Annotated in this window: 17 protein-coding genes and 1 tRNA gene; 12 read left to right on the top strand and 6 right to left on the bottom strand. The window is 67.4% G+C overall.

The window, feature by feature from the left end:
* Positions 1-132 precede the first annotated feature (132 nt).
* A tRNA-Leu gene (locus WDN01_02630) sits at positions 133-217 on the bottom strand.
* Between the two features lie 173 nt (positions 218-390).
* Between WDN01_02630 and WDN01_02625 the strand changes: the two genes are divergently transcribed.
* The 3 genes from WDN01_02625 to WDN01_02615 are packed head-to-tail and all read left to right on the top strand — an operon-like array spanning position 391 to position 2033.
* Entirely contained in the window at positions 391-714 is a 324-nt protein-coding gene (locus WDN01_02625) for a heavy metal-binding domain-containing protein (protein MEJ0024899.1), read from the top strand.
* A gap of 2 nt (positions 715-716) precedes the next feature.
* A complete protein-coding gene (locus WDN01_02620) occupies positions 717-1001 on the top strand; it encodes a hypothetical protein (protein MEJ0024898.1) in 285 nt (94 codons plus the stop codon).
* A 57-nt stretch (positions 1002-1058) separates the two neighbouring features.
* A complete protein-coding gene (locus tag WDN01_02615) occupies positions 1059-2033 on the top strand; it encodes a complex I NDUFA9 subunit family protein (GenBank protein ID MEJ0024897.1) in 975 nt (324 codons plus the stop codon).
* Here the strand turns inward: WDN01_02615 and WDN01_02610 are convergent.
* Positions 2008-2817 (bottom strand): undecaprenyl-diphosphate phosphatase, encoded by an 810-nt coding sequence (locus tag WDN01_02610; GenBank protein ID MEJ0024896.1) that lies wholly within the window; start codon positions 2815-2817, stop codon positions 2008-2010. The two genes, WDN01_02615 and WDN01_02610, sit on opposite strands and share 26 nt — an antisense overlap.
* A gap of 186 nt (positions 2818-3003) precedes the next feature.
* On the opposite strand from WDN01_02610, the gene WDN01_02605 reads away from it, so the two are divergent.
* Genes WDN01_02605 through queG form a run of 4 tightly spaced genes read left to right on the top strand, consistent with a single transcriptional unit; the run spans position 3004 to position 5760 of the window.
* Positions 3004-3168, top strand: coding sequence for a Flp family type IVb pilin (locus tag WDN01_02605; protein MEJ0024895.1), 165 nt, complete (start codon positions 3004-3006; stop codon positions 3166-3168).
* 49 nt (positions 3169-3217) lie between these two features.
* Positions 3218-3979 carry a monofunctional biosynthetic peptidoglycan transglycosylase gene (mtgA, locus tag WDN01_02600; GenBank protein ID MEJ0024894.1) on the top strand — a complete coding sequence of 254 codons (762 nt, stop codon included), beginning with the start codon at positions 3218-3220 and terminating at the stop codon, positions 3977-3979.
* A 37-nt stretch (positions 3980-4016) separates the two neighbouring features.
* A complete protein-coding gene (locus tag WDN01_02595; protein MEJ0024893.1) occupies positions 4017-4661 on the top strand; it encodes a glutathione S-transferase family protein in 645 nt (214 codons plus the stop codon).
* A complete protein-coding gene (gene queG, locus WDN01_02590) occupies positions 4642-5760 on the top strand; it encodes a tRNA epoxyqueuosine(34) reductase QueG (protein ID MEJ0024892.1) in 1119 nt (372 codons plus the stop codon). The genes WDN01_02595 and queG overlap by 20 nt, the downstream gene beginning before the upstream one ends.
* On the opposite strand, the gene WDN01_02585 is transcribed toward queG, so the two are convergent.
* Complete coding sequence (locus tag WDN01_02585) at positions 5757-6500, bottom strand: tetratricopeptide repeat protein (GenBank protein ID MEJ0024891.1); 744 nt, start codon at positions 6498-6500, stop codon at positions 5757-5759. The genes queG and WDN01_02585 overlap by 4 nt on opposite strands.
* A gap of 1 nt (position 6501) precedes the next feature.
* The gene (locus WDN01_02580) at positions 6502-7236 is read right to left on the bottom strand and encodes an alpha/beta hydrolase (protein ID MEJ0024890.1); all 735 of its coding nucleotides are present in this window, start codon (positions 7234-7236) and stop codon (positions 6502-6504) included.
* A 227-nt stretch (positions 7237-7463) separates the two neighbouring features.
* Between WDN01_02580 and WDN01_02575 the strand changes: the two genes are divergently transcribed.
* Positions 7464-8816 carry a M48 family metallopeptidase gene (locus WDN01_02575; GenBank protein MEJ0024889.1) on the top strand — a complete coding sequence of 451 codons (1353 nt, stop codon included), beginning with the start codon at positions 7464-7466 and terminating at the stop codon, positions 8814-8816.
* Between the two features lie 13 nt (positions 8817-8829).
* Here the strand turns inward: WDN01_02575 and WDN01_02570 are convergent, their stop codons facing one another.
* Positions 8830-11064 carry a PQQ-dependent dehydrogenase, methanol/ethanol family gene (locus WDN01_02570; GenBank protein MEJ0024888.1) on the bottom strand — a complete coding sequence of 745 codons (2235 nt, stop codon included), beginning with the start codon at positions 11062-11064 and terminating at the stop codon, positions 8830-8832.
* Positions 11065-11509: 445 nt separating this feature from the next.
* Between WDN01_02570 and WDN01_02565 the strand changes: the two genes are divergently transcribed.
* From WDN01_02565 to WDN01_02550, 4 genes are read left to right on the top strand one after another with little or no spacing between them, the layout of a single operon-like run.
* Positions 11510-11998, top strand: a complete 489-nt coding sequence (locus tag WDN01_02565; protein ID MEJ0024887.1) for a MarR family transcriptional regulator — start codon at positions 11510-11512, stop codon at positions 11996-11998.
* On the top strand, positions 11995-13431 hold the full coding sequence (locus tag WDN01_02560) for an efflux transporter outer membrane subunit (GenBank protein ID MEJ0024886.1): 1437 nt from the start codon (positions 11995-11997) through the stop codon (positions 13429-13431). Before WDN01_02565 ends, WDN01_02560 begins: the two co-directional genes overlap by 4 nt.
* Positions 13424-14572 carry an HlyD family efflux transporter periplasmic adaptor subunit gene (locus WDN01_02555; GenBank protein ID MEJ0024885.1) on the top strand — a complete coding sequence of 383 codons (1149 nt, stop codon included), beginning with the start codon at positions 13424-13426 and terminating at the stop codon, positions 14570-14572. Before WDN01_02560 ends, WDN01_02555 begins: the two co-directional genes overlap by 8 nt.
* Positions 14569-16119 (top strand): DHA2 family efflux MFS transporter permease subunit, encoded by a 1551-nt coding sequence (locus WDN01_02550; GenBank protein ID MEJ0024884.1) that lies wholly within the window; start codon positions 14569-14571, stop codon positions 16117-16119. The genes WDN01_02555 and WDN01_02550 overlap by 4 nt, the downstream gene beginning before the upstream one ends.
* 4 nt (positions 16120-16123) lie before the next feature.
* Here the strand turns inward: WDN01_02550 and WDN01_02545 are convergent, their stop codons facing one another.
* Positions 16124-17614, bottom strand: a complete 1491-nt coding sequence (locus tag WDN01_02545; GenBank protein ID MEJ0024883.1) for a bifunctional 3-(3-hydroxy-phenyl)propionate/3-hydroxycinnamic acid hydroxylase — start codon at positions 17612-17614, stop codon at positions 16124-16126.
* Position 17615: the final 1 nt, after the last annotated feature.

The following is a 17615-nucleotide window of genomic DNA, read 5'->3' as shown; positions in this document are numbered from 1 at the left end:
TGTACCCATAAAATACCCACGAATTTCTCGGGTAGCCCAGAGCGACAGCGAACGATGGCGAACGCTAAAGTCGCTATTTCATTGGGTTTTGCGGGATTTGCGGTCTTTCGCGAACGTTGGCGAAAGAACAAATGGTGCCCAGAAGAGGACTCGAACCTCCACGCCTTGCGGCGCTAGTACCTGAAACTAGTGCGTCTACCAATTCCGCCATCTGGGCGATGGAAGGGCGCGATGTTTAGGGACCTCGCCCCGCGCTGTCAATGAAGCAACCCCGCCAAGACCTTACGACAGCCCACACATAATTCCCTCGCCGCGCCTACTGCCCGGCGTCCGCACGCCTTATCTTATGAATGCACCGCGTTCGGCGGCGCAGCGGTCAGTGAGGATGCGATGCTGGTGACCACGACAGAAAACGTCCGCGGGCAGCGTGCCAAGGCCGTGTTGGGCCAGGTGTTCGGCGTGGTGGTCCGTTCCCGAGGACTCGGCGGAAACATCATGGCCGGGCTGCGCTCGATCGTCGGCGGCGAGATTCATGAATATACGCAGCTCCTGGAAGAGACCCGACGCCAGGCCATCGACCGCATGGTGCGCAACGCGACCGCGATGGGCGCCAACGCGGTGGTGATGATGCGCTTCGATTCCTCGGAGATCGGCCAGACCATGAGCGAGATCGTGGCCTATGGCACCGCCGTGGTGCTCGAGCCGGAGGGCTGAAGATGCTGCGCACCGCCCTGATCGCGATCGGCGCCGCGGCGCTCTTCTGCGGCCTGATCGCGCTCGCCACCGGCGCGTTCCCGCTGGCGGCGGTCTTCGGCGCCTGGGGCGCGGTCCTCGTGCTGGCCGTCCTGTTCGAGCGCTTCCGCTACAAGGCCCTCGCGCCGGCGCGGCCGGGTCCGGGCTGGCAGCGCACGGCGGAGCGCTTCGTCGACGATGAGACCGGCCAGAACGTGACCGTCTATATCGAGCCCGGGACGGGCGAGCGGGCCTATGTCCGCGAGTGAGCGGCGCGGCAAGGCGCGGCCTTTTCTGAAGCGCGCCGGCCCGCTAAGAAGCGTCCCATGACCAAGTCCCAGATCACGGTGTTCGGCGGAACGGGCTTCCTCGGCCGCCATACGATTCGCGCGCTCGCCAAGGCCGGCCACCGCATCCGCGTCGCGGTCCGCTATCCCAATGCGGGATTCTTCCTCCGCCCGATGGGCGCGGTCGGCCAGATCGTGCTGCTGCGCTGCGACGTCCGCGAGGCGGACGAGGTCGCGGCGGCGGTGGCCGGGGCGGACGCGGTCGTCAACCTGACCGGCATCCTTGCCCCCAGCGGCGGGCAGAGCTTCGAGGCGGTGCATGTCGAGGGTGCTGAGACGATCGCCAAGGCCGCGAAGGCGGCCGGCGCCAGGATCCTGGTGCAGGTCTCGGCGATCGGCGCCGACAAGGACGCCGCCAGCGCCTATGCCAGCAGCAAGGGCGAAGGCGAGGAGCGCGTGCGCGCCGCCTTCCCGGAAGCCGCCATCGTGCGGCCGTCGCTGGTGTTCGGGCCGGAGGACGATTTCTTCAACCGCTTCGCGGCGCTTGCCCGCATTCTTCCGGCGCTGCCGCTGATCGGCGGCGGGCATACGCGGTTCCAGCCGGTGTTCGTCGGCGACGTCGCCGCCGCGATCGCCCGGCTGGCGCAGGATCCGGCGCTGGGCGGCAGGATCTACGAACTCGGTGGGCCGGCGGTCTATACGTTCAAGGAATTGATGCAGATCGTGCTGCGGGAGACCGGCCGCCAGCGGCTGCTCGTGCCGGTGCCCTTCGCGCTCGCGACGCTCAAGGCGCTGTTCCTGCAATTCCTGCCAAAGCCGCTCCTGACGCCCGATCAGGTGACGCTGCTCAAATCCGACAATGTGGTGACCGGCGAGAACGGCCTGGCCGCGCTCGGCATCGCGCCGGCGTCGGTCGAGGCGGAGGTGCCGGCCTATCTGTGGCGCTTCCGGTCCAAGGGCCAGTACGAGGAACTGGTCCGCGACCGCGTCAGCGCAACGCCAGCACCGCGATAATCCCCAGGCCGGCCAGGATGCGGTACCAGCCGAAGGGCTTGAGGCCGAAACGGCCGACGAAGCCGATGAACGTCTTCACGACGATCCAGGCGACGATGAACGACACCACGAAGCCGATCGCGATGATCTGAAGGTTCGCGCCGGTCAGCGCCGCGCGGTGCTTGTAGAGCTCGAACACGCTCGCGCCGAGCATGGTCGGGACGGCGAGGTAGAAGGTGAAGGCGGCCGCGGCCTTGCGGTCCACGCCGAGCAGCTCGCCGCCGAGGATCGTGGCACCGGAGCGCGAGACGCCGGGCAGCAGCGCCAGGCACTGGCACAGACCGATCTGGAACGCCTTGCCCAGCGGCAGGTTGTCGCCGTCCATGTAGCGCGGCACCGGTGCGATGCGCTCGAACAGGAGGATGACGATGCCGCCGACGATCCAGGAGGCGGCGATGACCGGCAGGGCGCGCTGCGGGTCGAGAAGAAAGCCGTTGATCACCTTGATCAAGGCCACGCCGAGCACGGCCGCCGGCAGAAAGGCCACGAGCACGTTGAGCGTGAATTGCCGCGCCTGCGGCCGGCTCGGCAGGCCGACCAGGACGTCCCAGAATTTGCGCCAATAGACCGCGACCACGGAGAGGACGGCGCCGAACTGGATGACGACGGTGAAGACTTCCCACTGGTCCTTGCTCAGGCCGAGGAAATTCTCGCTGACCAGAAGGTGCGCGGTCGAGGAAACCGGAAGGAACTCGGTCAGCCCCTCGACGATGCCGAGGAGCACCGAATTAACAATATCGCCCATAAGTATTTTCCCGCACCCGGCCACGAAGCCGCGGAAGAGGCGGCCGGGCGGGACATTCGCACTCCATTGTCGGCAAATTCAATTCGATTTTAACGACTGAATGTAAATTTGTCGAAAGACATAGATGGCAGCATCCAACCGCGCCGCAATGGGCGCAGCCATTCGAATTCTGCAACGGGGTTTTCCATGTCCAAGCTGATCCAGACTTTCCTTCGCGACGAATCCGGTGCCACCGCCATCGAATACGGGCTGATCGCCGCCCTCATCGCCGTCGTCATCATCGGCGCGGTGCAGGTCGTCGGTACCAACCTGTCGACGACGTTCGATACGGTGTCCGGCAAGATCAAGTAACTGCCTGCCAGCCTTGCGCCGGCATGGCAGGAGTTTGCTATGCTGGCGCATGGTTGGGGACGACGAGCCGGGCGCGACCGGCCAGGCGGGAGGGTTCTTCCGCTGGCTTTGGTACGGCCGAGAGGGCGCAAGGACGCCCTGGGTGCGGCGCGTGCTCGCGTTGCTGTTCTTCTTCGCCCTGCCCGCTCCGGTCCTGCTTCTGCTGATCTTCCGCTTCGTGCCCGTTCCGGTCACGCCGCAGATCCTCCTGCGGCTCGCGACCTTCGACGAGGTCCATTACGCCTGGCGCGGCGCGGACGCGATCTCGCCCTATCTGGGCCGGGCGGTGATCGGCGCCGAGGACCAGAATTTCTGCAATCATGACGGCTTCGACTGGAAGGAAATGCAGGATGCCTGGCACGACTATCGCGTCCGGCACAAGGCGCTGCGCGGCGCCAGCACCCTCAGCCAGCAGACGGCACGCGAGGTTTTCCTGACCTCCTGGCGCAGTTTCATCCGCAAGGGCACCGAAGCCTATCTCACCGTCCTGATGGAAGCCTTGTGGCCGAAGAAGCGTATCCTGACCGTCTATCTCAACGTGGTGGACTGGGGGCACGGCAATTTCGGGGCGGAGGCCGCGTCGCAGAGCTATTTCGGCATACCGGCCGCGCAATTGAGCCAGGCCCAGGCGGCCCGGCTCGCCGCCATCCTGCCCAACCCGCAGCGGTGGCAGGCGGTGCATCCGGGCCGCTATGTGCGCCACCGCACCGGGACGCTGGTCGAGCGCCAGCGCCAGGTGGTGCGCGACGCGCTGGACTGGTGCGTGAAGTAATTTTAGCCGCGGCAAATATGCTCTACATTGCCGCGCCATGCGCAAACTGATTCATCTGACGCTTTCGCCCGCTTCGCGGCTGGCGCGGCTGCTGGTGGGCGAGAAACGGCTCGCCTGCGATCCGGTGCTGTCCGACGACGCGCTGGCGCATCTTCCGGTCTTCGTCGACCTCGACGGGACGCGGGCGACGGGCCTGTGGGCCATCGTCGACCATCTCGAAGGCGCCTATCCCGATAATCCCCTCATGCCGGAGGACCCGGCGGCGCGGGGCGAGGCCCTGCGCTGGCTCGACTGGGCATGCGGGCCGCTGCACGAGCAGGTCACGCGGCGCATCCTCTTCGAAAAGGGGGCGCAGCGCTACACCGGTGCGCCGCAGCGCTCGGCGCCCGACATGAACGTGATCCGGGGCGGGCGCGAGGCCCTGAAGGCCGTGCTGAAGACGCTGGGCGAGGCGACCGACGCCAACGGCAACCTGTCGGCCCGCGACTGCAACATCGCCGATTTCGCGGTCGCGGCGCAGCTTTCCTGCCTGGACTATTTCGGAGAAATTCCGTGGACGGATTATCCCCAGGCGGCGGAATGGTACGTCCGGATAAAATCGCGGCCCTCGTTCCGCACCCTGCTCGCCGACCGCGTGCCGGGACAGCCGCCGACGGCGAGCTATGCCGAGCTCGATTTCTGATCCCAAATCCGCGATCCGCGCGCGCGCGGGCGCGGAAGGGTTCGGCATGGTGCGCTTCGCGCGGGCCGCGGCGCCGCTGCGCGCGCCCGAAAGGCTCGGCGCCTTCCTCGCCGACGGGCGGCACGGCACGATGGACTGGCTGGCGCGCGACGCGGCACGGCGGGCCTATCCCGACGTTTTGTGGCCGGCGGCGAAGAGCGTCGTGGTGCTGGGACTTAACTACGGGCCGCACGGCGATCCGCTCGATGTCCTGGCGCGGCCCGACCTGGGCGCGATCTCGGTCTATGCGCAGGGCGACGACTATCACGACGTGATCAAGGCCAAGCTTAAGCGGCTGGCGGGCGGCATCGCGAAGGATTTCGCTTGCGAGGTGAAGGTGTTCGTCGACACCGCGCCGGTGATGGAAAAATCGCTGGCAGAGGCCGCCGGCGTGGGCTGGCAGGGCAAGCATACCAACCTGGTCAGTCGCGAGTTCGGTTCCTGGCTTTTCCTGGCCTCGATCTTCACCAGCCTGGACCTCGCGCCGGACGATGCCGAGGCCGACCATTGCGGGCAGTGCCGGCGCTGCCTCGATGCCTGTCCGACGGACGCGTTTCCGGCGCCATATCAGCTCGATGCGCGGCGCTGCATTTCCTATCTCACCATCGAGCACAAAGGACATATCCCGCGCGAATTCCGCGCAGCGATCGGCAACCGCATCTATGGCTGCGACGACTGCCTGGCGGTGTGCCCGTGGAACAAGTTCGCGCAGGCGGGTCGCGAGCAGCTGCTGTCCGCACGCACAGAGTTGACGGCGCCGTCCCTGCGGGAACTGGCGCGTCTCGACGACGCGGCGTTTCGCGCCCTGTTCCGCAAATCGCCGGTCAAGCGCATCGGGCGCGACCGCTTCGTGCGCAATGTGCTGATCGCCATCGGCAACAGCGGCAACGCGGCGTTGGGCGAAGAAGCGCTGCGTTTGCTGGACGACGGGTCGCCGCTCGTGCGGGCAATGGCAGTGTGGGCGCTTGGGCGGCTGGGCATCGCGCTGCCGCAGCGGGCCGAGAGCGATCCGGACGTCCGATCCGAAATGATGCCGACCGATAGATCGGCGGTTGCCTAGTGTGGCGCCGTGCTGTCGGCAAGACGCTGGCGCGCTGCCTGTCCGGCGGCGCTGTTCGGGGCGGCGGAGACGGCCGCCTGCCAGTCGGTCTTTGCGCCGGCGGCATCGCCGGCTTCGAACTTCATCGTGCCGCGCTCCACCAGCGCATCCGCATTGCCCGGCTGGAGCCTGAGCGCGCGGTCGAAGTCGCTGCGCGCATCGGCCTTGCGGCCCAGGGCATGGCGGGCGCTGCCGCGCAGGACGTAGAGATCGGCGCGGTCGGGATTGACCAGCAGCGCGGCATTCAGATCGGACTCGGCCTTGGGCCAGTTCTGCTTGAGCGCCAGCGCGCGGGCGCGGTCCGCCAACAGGTCGGCGTCGAACGCATCGACGCCGAGCGCGGCGCTGAACGAGGCGATGGCGCTGTCGGGGCGGCCGGCGAGAAGCCAGGCGTTGCCGGCTTGGTCGAACAGGGCCGTCTTGCGCCCCGGGTCGGCGGCAAAGGGGCTGCGCGCGAGCGCGTCCAGCCGCGACGCGGCCTCGTCGAAGCGGCGCAGGCCCACCAGCGCGAGGGCGGCGCAATGATCGGCCGCGGCGCCGCCGCCCTGCTTGCTCCAGTTCGACGCCTGGGTCAGCGCGCCGGCGGGATCGCTCTGGGTGCGGTTCAGGCAGGCGTCGTATTGATCGACACCGGCGGCATCGGCGCCGGACGCGGCAAGGGCCAGCAGCAGCGCGGCGAGGATTTTGGTTGATGGATTCATCTCACGTCATCGCTTCCAGCAGCCGCAGGATCGTCGCGATCTCGCGCGGCCGCGAAAGCCGGTGCTCGCCGGATTTCAGCAGCGTGATCTCGGCATCGGGACCCAGCGCGTTCAGGAGCCGCATCGCATGCTCCCACGGCACGTCGGGATCCGCCATGCCCTGCACGATCCGGACCGGACAGGCGATGGCGATCGGCCCGCCGAGCAGCAGATGCCTGCGTCCGTCCGCGATGAGGCCGCGTGTGATCGGATAGGGCTCGGCGTCGTAGAGCGACGGCCAGAGATATTCGCCCTTCTCCTCGATCCGGCGGCGCACCGCGTCGGGATAGGATTTCCAGAGCAACTCTTGCGTGAAGTCGGCGGCAGGTGCGATCAGCAGCAGGCCCGCGACACGGTCGGGCCGCGCGAGCGCCGTCAACAAAGCGAGCCAGCCGCCCATGCTGGAGCCGACCAGGATCTGCGGGCCTTCGGTCAGCCGGTCGAGGATTTCGAGACTGTCGGCCAGCCAGCGCGTCACCGTTCCGTCGCGAAAGTCGCCGTCGGAAGCGCCATGGCCGGAATAGTCGAAGGTCACGAAGGCGCGGCCCCGCTCCCGCGCCCAGGCGCCGAGCGCCTGGGATTTGGTGCCGGTCCTGTCGGACTTGAAGCCGCCGAGCCAGACGACACCGGGCCCCTGGCCCCGATACCGGTCATAAGCGATGCGTCCGCCGTCAGGGCGAACGAGATAATCGGTCATGGCTTCGCATAGCCCAAGCGGCGGATGGCGGCAAACCGGCGGGGGGTGAACGGCGTTTGGGCGAGGGCGCCGCTGCCGCGTGCAATTCCAGATTTGTCATTCCCGCGCGGCCGGGAATCCACGTCCGGCTGCCGACCCAGTCGCTGGGTACCCACCTTCGCGGGCATGACAGGACCGTTTCTTCTACAAAGCCCGATCATGCACTAGTCTCCGCGCGGGAGGATTCCATGACCAGACCGCTGCCCTGGCTGGGGCTCATCGGCATCGTGCTTCTGCTTGTGTCCGGCACGGCCCAGGCACAGCAGGCGGGGCCGCGCGCCGCACCGGTGACGATCATCCAGTCGCACGCGCTGCCGCCCATCGGCGCGCCCGTGACGTTCGATCCCGCCAAGGCGACGAACGCCTATCTCGCAAGCGTCAGCGGCGCGGCGAGGGCGCAATCGGATTCCTATTTCGAGGGCGGCTACTGGCTGATCCTGGTCGACACATTCTGGGCGGTCGCGGTGTCGGCGCTGCTGCTGTGGACGCGGTTCTCCGCGGCGCTGCGCGATTTCGCCGAGCGCCAGACGCGCTCGGCGTTCTGGCAGGCGCCGCTCTATGTCGGGCCCTATATCCTGATCGTGACCGTGCTGTCGTTCCCGCTGACGCTCTATGAGAGCTTTCTGCGCGAGAGGGCTTATGGCCTGATGAACCAGACTTTCTTTGGCTGGTTCCTCGAATTCCTGACCGTCACCGGCGTGAACCTGATCCTGTTCACCATCGGCCTGACGCTTCTCTATTGGGCGATCCGCAGCGCGGGGCGGACCTGGTGGATATGGGCGACCGGCGTCTTCGCCGCCTTCTTCGCGGTAGTCGCCGTCATTGCGCCCGTGCTGCTCGCCCCCTTGACGAACACCTACACGCCGCTGCCCGCGGGCCCCCTGAAGAACGATATCCTGTCTCTGGCGCGCGCCAACGGCATTCCGGCGACGGACGTGTTCCTGTTCGATGCTTCCAAGCAATCGGACCGCATCTCGGCGAACGTCTCGGGCTTGTTCGGCACGACGCGGATTTCGCTGAACGACAACCTCTTGAACAAGAGCAGCCATGACGAGGTCCTGGCCGTCCTCGGCCATGAGATGGGCCACTATGTGATGAACCATCAGGTCGTGCAGCTCGCCTGGCTGTCGCTTGTGGCGCTGGTCACGTTCCTGTTCCTGGACGGCGGATTCACGGCCCTGGTCGGGATATTCGGCGGCAATTGGGACGTCCGGCGGATCGACGATCCGGCCGGCCTGCCGGTGCTGGCGGCGCTGGCCGCGGTGTTCCTGATGCTGGCGACGCCGGTGCTCAACACCATCACCCGCACGATGGAGATCCAGGCCGACATGTACGGCATCAACGCGGCGCGCAAGCCCGACGCGTTCGCCACATCCGTGCTGAAACTCGCGAACTACCGCAAGCTCGATCCGGCGCCGTGGGAGGAGGCGATCTTCTACGACCACCCGTCGGGGCGCACACGCATCTGGGAGATGATGCGGTGGAAGGCCGAGCACCTGAACGATCCCGACATCAAGGCCGGTCCCGTCTCGCCGCAGTGAACCGCTTCGCGTCTCAATGCGCGGGCGGCGTCGCCGGCGGCGGATGCTTGCTCGCATAGAGCGCCTGGGCCTGGCTCAAGGCATAGGCGCGGATCGCCTTCACGTCGTCGGCCGACAGGATGTCCTTGAACGAGCCCATGCCGGCATCCGCGAGCGCGCCGCCGAGCACGATGGCGTCGTACTGGTTCCAGATGTCCGGATTGACCATGCGCAGGTCCGGCACCACGCCGGAGGACAGCATCAGCACGCCATGGCAGGACGCGCAATTGTTCTGGAACAGCGCGAAGCCCTTCTGCGCCAGCTTGGGATCGACGGTCTCGGCCGGCGGTTGCGGCACCTCGGCGTTGATGTCCGCCGTGATCGCCTGCACCGTGCCGGTGCCGCCGATCTTGAAGGCGAAGATGCGGCCCTGGTTGTTGCGCCATTTCATCAGGGCGGTGTTGGCGTCGGGGACCGCGCCCAGGCCGCCGGCGCCGCCATAGGCCGCCGCGACGGCGACATATTGCTCGCCGTCGACGGTGTAGGTGATCGCCGGCGCGTTCACGCCGGTCTTGAGATCGATGTTCCACAGCCGCGCGCCGGTCTTTGCGTCATAGGCGGCGAAAATGCCGTCCGCGCCGCCGGCGAAGACGAGCCCGCCGGCCGTGGTGAGCATGCCGCTGTTCCAGCCGCCGGTCATCTCGACCTGCCACACCATCTTCTGCGCCACCGGATCCCAGGCGCGGATATAGCCCTTGGTCGGCGGGGCGGTCTGGCCCTTCTTGATGCCGTCGAGCACGATCTGGCCGAGCTGCGCGAAGTCGCTGACATTCCACGCGCCGGGATGATAGGCCAGCATGCGCTGCTGGGCGTAGATGAAATTGCCGTCGATCACCGGGATGTAGACGAGGCCGGTCTGCGGATTGAACGCCATGGGCTGCCAATTGTGCGCGCCGATGGGCCCGGGAATCTGGACCGAGGGATTGCGGGCGTAGCGAACGCCGGGGGTCTCGATCGGGCGGCCGGTCTTCATGTCGACGCCCTTGGCCCAGGTGATCGTCGTATAGGGCTTGGCGGAGATCAGCTTTCCGTTGGTGCGGTCGATCACATAGAAGAAGCCGTTCTTCGGCGCCTGCATCAGCACTTTGCGCAGGACGCCGTCGATGACGACGTCGGCGAGGATGATGTGCTGCGTGGCGGTGTAGTCCCAGTCGTCGCCCGGCGTCGTCTGGTAGTACCAGGCGAGCTCGCCGGTTTCCGGCTTCAGCGCCACGATGGAGGACAGATAGAGATTGTCGCCGCCGCCGGGCGAACGCAGGTTGCGATTCCACGAAGAGCCGTTGCCCGTGCCGACATAGAGCAGGTCGAGATCGGGATCGTAGGTGATCGCGTCCCACGGCGTGCCGCCGCCGCCCTGCTCCCACCATTTGTTCTGCGTGCCCCCCGTCGACCAGGTCTTCAGCGCCGCGGCCATCGCCTTGTCCTCCGGCGGCAAGGCGGGATCGCCGGGAACGACGTAGAAGCGCCAAAGCTGCTTGCCGGTGTCGGCGTCATAGGCGGTCAGGTAGCCGCGCACGCCGTATTCGGCGCCGCCGTTTCCGATCAGCACCATGCCCTTCACGACGCGCGGCGCGCCGGTGATGGTGTAGGGCCGCGTGCGGTCGATCGTGTTGATGTCCCATACCGGCCTGCCGGTCCTGGCGTCGAGCTTGACGAGGCGGCCGTCGAGCGTGCCGACATAGACCGCGCCCTTCCACACCGCGACGCCGCGATTGACGACGTCGCAGCAGGCATAGCGGGCCCATTGGCCCGGCACTTCCGGATCGTAGAACCAGAGCTGGCGGCCGGTCTTGGCGTCGAGCGCCCAGACCTTGCTCCATGAGCCGGTGACGAACATGATTCCGTCCGACACGATGGGCGTGCTTTCCAGCCCCCGCACCGTATTGGTGCGGAATTCCCAGGCGACGCCGAGTTGCTTGACCGTGTCGATGTTGACGTCCTTGAGCGGCGAATAGCGTTGCTCACCATAGGTGCGGCCATGGCTCAGCCAGTCGCCGGGCGTGGCATCGGCATGGACGATGCGGTCGCCGTCGACATTGGCGGCATCGCCGAGGCGCGAAGCGGGATCGGCATTGTCCGCCGCCGGCGCGGGCGCCGCCGCGACGGGCTTGGCCGGCGCCGATGCCTGCTTCTGCTTGTCGCCCTGCCCGCAGGCGCACAGCGCGAGGGCGAGGAATACCGCAAGTCCGGCATGGCGACGCAGATTCATGAAGACCCCCTGGTCGGTCTCGCGCTCATAGGCGGCGCGAGTCCGGCCGGAGGCTACACGCCCAAGCCCTTCCGAGGGAGAGGTAATTTGTTACCGGGTGTGTCGGCGGAGCGCGCGAACAAATCCGAAGAGATGTCGGTTGCCCTTACGAAACGGCAAGCCGCCGGTCTCTCGGGCGCGATATTCGCCAAGCCATCGCCGACGACGTGAATCGCGCGTGCCGCGACGCGTCGGTCTCATCGTCCGTGCATGCGCGCGCCCTGTGACGGGGACCCGATGCGGGCGCATTTTTTCGACAGTTTTCGCCAAAGCCTGAGCGAGTCAGACAGGACGCCACAGGCCAAAATGCAAAAATCGCTTCGCGTTTCGAAGCATACGGATTCGTATAAGTTGTATTTCACTGCTAGAACAGTTATTGTTTGAGCAGTAACTTGGTAGGCAGAATATGATCAAGCCTTTCTATGACCAGGATAATTTCGAGGCGCAGACCTCCCTAGGCTGCCTGCTGCGTCGGCTTACCAATCTCATGGTTCCCCGTGCCGAGGCCCGCTTCGCCGGTGAGGGCCTGACCTTCTCGCACTGGGTGGCGCTGATGTGCCTGCGCGACGGGCTGGCGGCGACCTGCGCCGACATCTCGCGCCACATGAACTACGACAGCGGCGCGATCACACGCGTGGTCGACCAGCTCGAAGCGCGCGGCTTCGTCACGCGCAGCCGCAGCCTCACCGATCGGCGCGTGGTGCACCTGGCGCTCACGCCGGAGGGACGCACCGTGACCAAGGCCATGGCGACTCCAACGATCGCGTTCTGGAACGAGATGCTCGGCGATTTCTCCAACGAGGAGGCGGCGCAGCTTGTCGGGTTGCTGACGCGCCTTCTGAACCGCATGGAAAAGACGCCCGTCGAGCCGGCGGCGAAAGTCGCCGCCGAATGAAGGGGCTGCTGGCCGTGACGCTTGCCGGCGCGCTTGCGAGCGCTTGCGTCGACACGCCTTCAACCACGCCGCGCGAAGTGACGCTGAAGAGCGAAAGCCTGGGCCTCGGCACCGCGTCGGCACCGGCCGTCGCCGACACCTGGTGGACGGCGTTCAACGATCCGCAGCTCAACGGCCTTGTCGAACAGGCACTCAAGGGCAATCCGCCGCTGGCCGCGGCGCTGGCGCGCGTGCGCGCGGCGCAGTCGCAGCTTTCGGCCGCCCGGGCCGCGACCTATCCGCAGGTCACGCTGAACGGCAATGAAACGCACCAGCATTTCAGCAACGACTACCTCTATCCGCCGCCTTTCGGCGGGTCGGACCGATGGATCGGTTCGTTCGAGGCCGATCTTTCCTGGTCGATCGATTTCTTCGGTAAGCAGGAGGCCCAAGTCGCGCAGGCGCGCGCCAGCGCGCAGGCCGCGGCGCTCGACGCCACCGCATCCCGACTGCTGCTCGCCGGCACGGTGACGCAAGCCTATGTCTGGCTGTGGCGCGCCGACGTTCTGATCGACGTCGCGCAGGAGGCCGTCAAGCAGCGCCAGGGCATCCTGGCGCTGACGGCGGGGCGCGTGCGCGCCGGCCTCGACACCTTGGCGTCGCAGAAGGAGGCCTCCGCCCTGCTCGCGCTGTCGCGCGAGGGCCTGACGCAGGCGCGCGCCACCCGCGATATCGCCGTACACCAGATCGCGGCGCTGATCGGACGCGGCGCCGACGCTTATGACATTGGGCGGCCGAACCTGAACGACACGGCGCTGGCGCTGCCGGCGGTCCTTCCGGCGGACCTCTTGGCGCGGCGCGCCGACATCGCAGCGGCCCAGGCGCGCATCGCGAGCGCCTTCCAGGGCCGCGAAGTGGCACGCAAGGCCTATTATCCCGACATCAACCTGCTGGCGCTCGCGGGCACCGCCGCCTTCGGGGTCAACAACCTGTTCAATTCGACCTCTTTCCAGTACGGCGCGGGCGCCGCCATCCATCTACCGATCTTCGACGCGGGCGAGATCGACGCGAATTACGCGGGCGCCACGGCGCAGCTCGATGAAGCGGTCGCCAACTACAATTGGGCCGTCGTCACCGCGGTGCGCCAGACCGCCGACGCGCTGACCGACCTGAAGAGCCTGCAGGACCGCAGCGCCGACCAGCGCGGCGCGGTGACCGATGCGCAGGCCAGCTTCGATCTGGCGCGCGAGCGCTATCGCAGCGGCCTTAGCCCGCAGCAGACCACGCTCGACGCCGAGGGCCTCCTGATCCAGACGCGCATGCAGAGCGCGCAGCTGGCCGGCGATACGATCGCGGCGCGCGTCACCCTGCTGATGGCGATCGGCGGCGGCTATGCGCCGGAGCGTCAAGCCAGCGCGAACGTCAACGACAAGCCGGACAATTCCCATGAGTGACGCAACACCCGTCGGCCGCCATCGTCCCGATCCGCGCCGGCGCTGGTTCATCATCCTGGGAGCGGTGATTCTGGTCTGCGCGCTGGCCTATGCGCTCTATTATTTCCTCTACGCGATTTATTTCCAAAGCACAGACGACGCCTATGTCGGCGGCGACATCGTCGTCATCACCAGCCGCGAGCCGGGGACGATCCTGGCGCTGCACGCCGACAACACCCAGGTCGTGCGGCGCGGACAATTGCTGGTCGAACTCGATCCGGTGAAGGCGAAGGTCGCGCTGGAGGCGGCGGAAGCCGATCTGGGACAGACGGTGCGCGCCGTGCGCACGAATTTCTCCAAGGTCGACCAGTACCGCGCCCAGCTTGCCGCGGCGCGGGTCGCGGTGGGGCAAGCGCAAAGCGACTATCGCCGCCGCCTGGACGCCGGCGCCGCCGTGTCGCACGAGGAGCTCGTGCACGCCCGCGACGCGCTGACCTCGGCGCAGGCGAACGTCCACGCCGCCGAGAGCGGCCTCGCCCAGGCGCTGGCGGCGGTGCAGAACACCGCGGTCTCCAACAATCCCGACGTGCTCGCATCCATGGCGCGGCTGCGCCAGGCGGCGATCGCGTATTCGCACGTCAATCTCTACGCGCCGGTGGACGGCGTGGTGGCGCAGCGCACCGCGCAGCTCGGCCAGCAGATCGCGGCCGGCACGCCGCTCATGGCGGTGGTGCCGCTCGATGACGTCTGGGTCGACGCCAACTTCAAGGAGATCCAGCTCAAGGACATGCGCGTCGGCCAGCCCGTCACCGTGACCGCGGACATCTATGGCGGCGGCGTGGTCTTCCACGGCCACGTGCTGGGACTGGGCGCGGGCAGCGGAAGCGCTTTCGCGCTGCTGCCGCCGCAGAACGCCACCGGCAACTGGATCAAAATCGTTCAGCGCGTGCCGGTGCGCATCTCGCTCGATCCGGCCGAGCTGCGCAGTCACCCGCTGCGCGTCGGACTTTCGGTGGTCGCCAGCGTCAATATCCGCGACACGTCCGGCTCGGCCGTGGGATCCACGGTCGCGGTGCGCAAGCTGCGCGGCGACATCGGCAATGACGGCGCCCCCGAAGCCGATGCGCTGATCAAGCGCATCCTGAAGCAGAACGGCGCATGAGCGCGCCCGGCGCGGCCGGGCCGACTCCGCTGGCCGGCGGAAGACTGGCGGTCACGGCGATCGCGCTGGCGCTCGGCACCTTCATGCAGGTGCTCGACACCACCATCGCCAATGTCTCGCTGCCCACCATCGCGGGCAATCTGGGCACCTCGACCGACCAGGGCACCTGGGTGATCACCTCCTTCGCGGTGGCGAACGGCGTCGCGGTGCCGCTGACCGGCTGGCTGATGGGGCGCTTCGGCGTCGTGCGCACCTTCGTCGTCGCGGTGTTCGGATTCACGATCGCCTCGTTCCTCTGCGGCATCGCCTGGAGCCTGAATTCGCTGATCGCCTTCCGCGTGCTGCAAGGCGCGATATCGGGGCCGATGATTCCCGGCTCGCAGGCTCTCTTGATCGCGATCTTTCCGGCGAACAAGCGGTCGACGGCGCTCGGCATCTGGTCGGTCACGACCCTGGTGGCGCCGATCGTGGGTCCGATCCTGGGCGGCTACATCTCCGACAACTACCATTGGAGCTGGATATTCCTGATCAACGTGCCCATCGGCGTGCTCGCCGGTATCCTGTGCTGGGTCAACCTTTCCAGCCGGGAGACCGCGACGCGGGCGCTGCCCATCGACACGGTCGGCCTGATCCTGCTCGCCGTCTGGGTCGGCTCGCTGCAGATCATGCTGGACACCGGCAAGGACGCGGACTGGTTCGCCTCGACCACCATCGTCGTGGAGGCGATCATCGCCGCGATCGGCTTCGCCGCCTTCATCATCTGGGAGCTGACCGACATGCACCCGGTGGTCGATCTTTCCCAGTTCAAGAATCGAAACTTCGCGCTGGGGACGATCGCGCTTAGCCTCAGCTATGCGGTGTTCTTCGGTAATCTTCTGCTCCTGCCGCTCTGGCTTCAGTCCAATCTCAACTATACGGCGACCTGGGCAGGCCTCGTGGCGGCACCGAGCGGTGTCGTCGCCGTGCTGCTCACGCCCATCGCGGCGCGCTTCATGTCGCGCGTCGACTCCCGCATCATGGCGACGCTGACCTTCATCGCCTTCGCGATATCCTATTTCATGCGCTCGGGTCTCACCGCCGACGCGGGGTTCTGGGATTTCGTCATGCCGCTGCTCGTGCAGGGGGTGGCGATGAGCATGTTCTTCGTCTCCATGCTCACCATCTCGCTGGACGGCGTGCCGCCGGACCGCATTCCGTCGGCGTCCGGCATTTCCAATTTCGCCCGCATCACGGCGGGCGGCTTCGCCGCCTCGATCACGACCACGATGTGGGACCGGCGCGAGGCGCTGCACCAGGCCCGGCTCGCCGACTCGTCGAGCATTTTCAACCCGGCGATGCAGCAGGCCGTGGACCGGCTGAACCATTTCGGCTTCACCGACGCGCAGGCCTATCGGCTGCTGACGCGCAGCCTCACCGACCAGGCCTATCTGCTGTCGAGCGACGACCTGTTCTGGATTTCGGGCTGGCTCAGCGTCGCGATGATCGGCGTCGTCTGGCTGGCGCGCCGGGCGGTGAGCGGCGGCGGCACGCCGGTCGGCGGAGAGTGACGGCTTAGGTGCCGCGAAGCTGTGCTGCGAAGGCGGCGAGCAGCGCGTCGGGGTCGCCGCAGCCGAACACGCAGCGGTCGGGGCGGACGAGAACCGCCTCCGACGCCTGACGGTCCAGCCAATTGGACAGGACATCCGCAAAGTCGGCGAGGCCCTCGTCGCCGAGCGATATCGCTGTCAGCGGAACGCCGTCGAGCCGACGCGATCGCGGCGGCGCGCCTCTCGCAATCAGCCAGGCGCCGTCGCCCAGGACATCGTCCAGCCGCCGCTCGCCGCGGCGCGGCTGCGGCATCGGGGAGCCGGCGGCGGGGCTGCCGGCGAGTAGAAAGCCCGCCGCGAAAGACGCGGGCGCGAGCGGCGGCACCGCGCTGGTGCCGGCGGCGCGCTGGGCGAGCAGCCCGGCGTCGCGCACGGCCGCCGCTGCGGGATCGGACATGCAGACCAGACGCCCCATCGCGATGGCGAGTTCGATCAGGCCTCGAACATGCGGCTCGCGTTCGGTCTGATAGGTGTCGAGAATAGCGTCGTCGGCGCCGGCGAGAACCGCGGCGAGCTTCCAGGAAAGGTTCGCCGCGTCGCGCAGGCCCGAGCACATGCCCTGCCCCGCGAAGGGCGGCATCTGGTGGGCAGCGTCACCGGCGATCAGTACCCGGCCGGACCGCCAGGACTCCGCGACAAGGCCATGAAAGCGATAGACCACCTTGCGCACGACCTCGACGGTGTCGGCGCAATCCCAGGCGGCGAGCAGGTCGCGGATGAACGCATCGTCCAGCACCTGCGCGGGCGTCTCGCCCGGCTTGAGCATGAACTCCCAGCGATGCCGGCCCGGGCCCATCAGAACGCAGGTTGTCGGACGCGCCGGATCGCAGATCTGCAGACAGACGTCCGGCACACGGGCGCCCGGCAGCGGCACCGCGTCGATCACCAGCCAGGGCTCGTCGAACGCGTAGTCGAACAAGGCGATGCCGCAGGCTTCGCGCACCGCGCTGCGGGCGCCGTCGCAGCCGACGATGAATCTGGCATGGACGGTTTCCCATCCTGCCGGACCCGACAGCGCCGCGAGCAATCCACCCTCGACTTCCGCGAAGCTCTCGAAGCAGCGTTCGAGGCGGATCTGCGCGTTCGGAAACGTGGCGAGCCGCGCCCGCACCGCCTGTTCCATGCCGGGCTGGTTGAACATGAAGCTCGGCGGCCAGCCGGAGGGGCCGTCCTGCCCCGCCTGGTCGAAACGCAGCAGCACCTCGCCCGCGGCATTGCGGAATTCATAGGCCGGCGCCACGCGGGCGTGTGCCGCCACCTCGGCGGCGATGCCCAATTGCTGGAAAATGCGCATGATCTCGTGATCGAAATGCGCGGCGCGCGGCAGGGGATAGACCTCCTTGTCCCGGTCGATGGCGATGACGCGCACGCCCTGCTGCGCAAGCAGCGCCGCGAGTACCGCGCCGACCGGCCCGAGGCCGACGACCAGCACATCGCAATCGACCGCGTCGGTCATC

Origin of the sequence: Rhizomicrobium sp. (assembly GCA_037200985.1) — a bacterium.
GTDB lineage: Bacteria > Pseudomonadota > Alphaproteobacteria > Micropepsales > Micropepsaceae > Rhizomicrobium.
This window is presented reverse-complemented; position numbering and strand designations above follow the sequence as displayed.

Coding starts and splice junctions, on each gene's coding strand:
- WDN01_02625 (MEJ0024899.1), top strand. CDS start 391: ATGCTGGTGACCACGACAGAAAACGTCCGCGGGCAGCGTGCCAAGGCC.
- WDN01_02550 (MEJ0024884.1), top strand. CDS start 14,569: ATGAGCGCGCCCGGCGCGGCCGGGCCGACTCCGCTGGCCGGCGGAAGA.
- WDN01_02570 (MEJ0024888.1), bottom strand. CDS start 11,064: ATGAATCTGCGTCGCCATGCCGGACTTGCGGTATTCCTCGCCCTCGCG.
- WDN01_02605 (MEJ0024895.1), top strand. CDS start 3,004: ATGTCCAAGCTGATCCAGACTTTCCTTCGCGACGAATCCGGTGCCACC.
- WDN01_02565 (MEJ0024887.1), top strand. CDS start 11,510: ATGATCAAGCCTTTCTATGACCAGGATAATTTCGAGGCGCAGACCTCC.
- WDN01_02555 (MEJ0024885.1), top strand. CDS start 13,424: ATGAGTGACGCAACACCCGTCGGCCGCCATCGTCCCGATCCGCGCCGG.
- WDN01_02615 (MEJ0024897.1), top strand. CDS start 1,059: ATGACCAAGTCCCAGATCACGGTGTTCGGCGGAACGGGCTTCCTCGGC.
- WDN01_02545 (MEJ0024883.1), bottom strand. CDS start 17,614: ATGACCGACGCGGTCGATTGCGATGTGCTGGTCGTCGGCCTCGGGCCG.
- WDN01_02620 (MEJ0024898.1), top strand. CDS start 717: ATGCTGCGCACCGCCCTGATCGCGATCGGCGCCGCGGCGCTCTTCTGC.
- mtgA (MEJ0024894.1), top strand. CDS start 3,218: ATGGTTGGGGACGACGAGCCGGGCGCGACCGGCCAGGCGGGAGGGTTC.
- WDN01_02610 (MEJ0024896.1), bottom strand. CDS start 2,817: ATGGGCGATATTGTTAATTCGGTGCTCCTCGGCATCGTCGAGGGGCTG.
- WDN01_02575 (MEJ0024889.1), top strand. CDS start 7,464: ATGACCAGACCGCTGCCCTGGCTGGGGCTCATCGGCATCGTGCTTCTG.
- queG (MEJ0024892.1), top strand. CDS start 4,642: ATGCCGAGCTCGATTTCTGATCCCAAATCCGCGATCCGCGCGCGCGCG.
- WDN01_02585 (MEJ0024891.1), bottom strand. CDS start 6,500: ATGAATCCATCAACCAAAATCCTCGCCGCGCTGCTGCTGGCCCTTGCC.
- WDN01_02580 (MEJ0024890.1), bottom strand. CDS start 7,236: ATGACCGATTATCTCGTTCGCCCTGACGGCGGACGCATCGCTTATGAC.
- WDN01_02560 (MEJ0024886.1), top strand. CDS start 11,995: ATGAAGGGGCTGCTGGCCGTGACGCTTGCCGGCGCGCTTGCGAGCGCT.
- WDN01_02595 (MEJ0024893.1), top strand. CDS start 4,017: ATGCGCAAACTGATTCATCTGACGCTTTCGCCCGCTTCGCGGCTGGCG.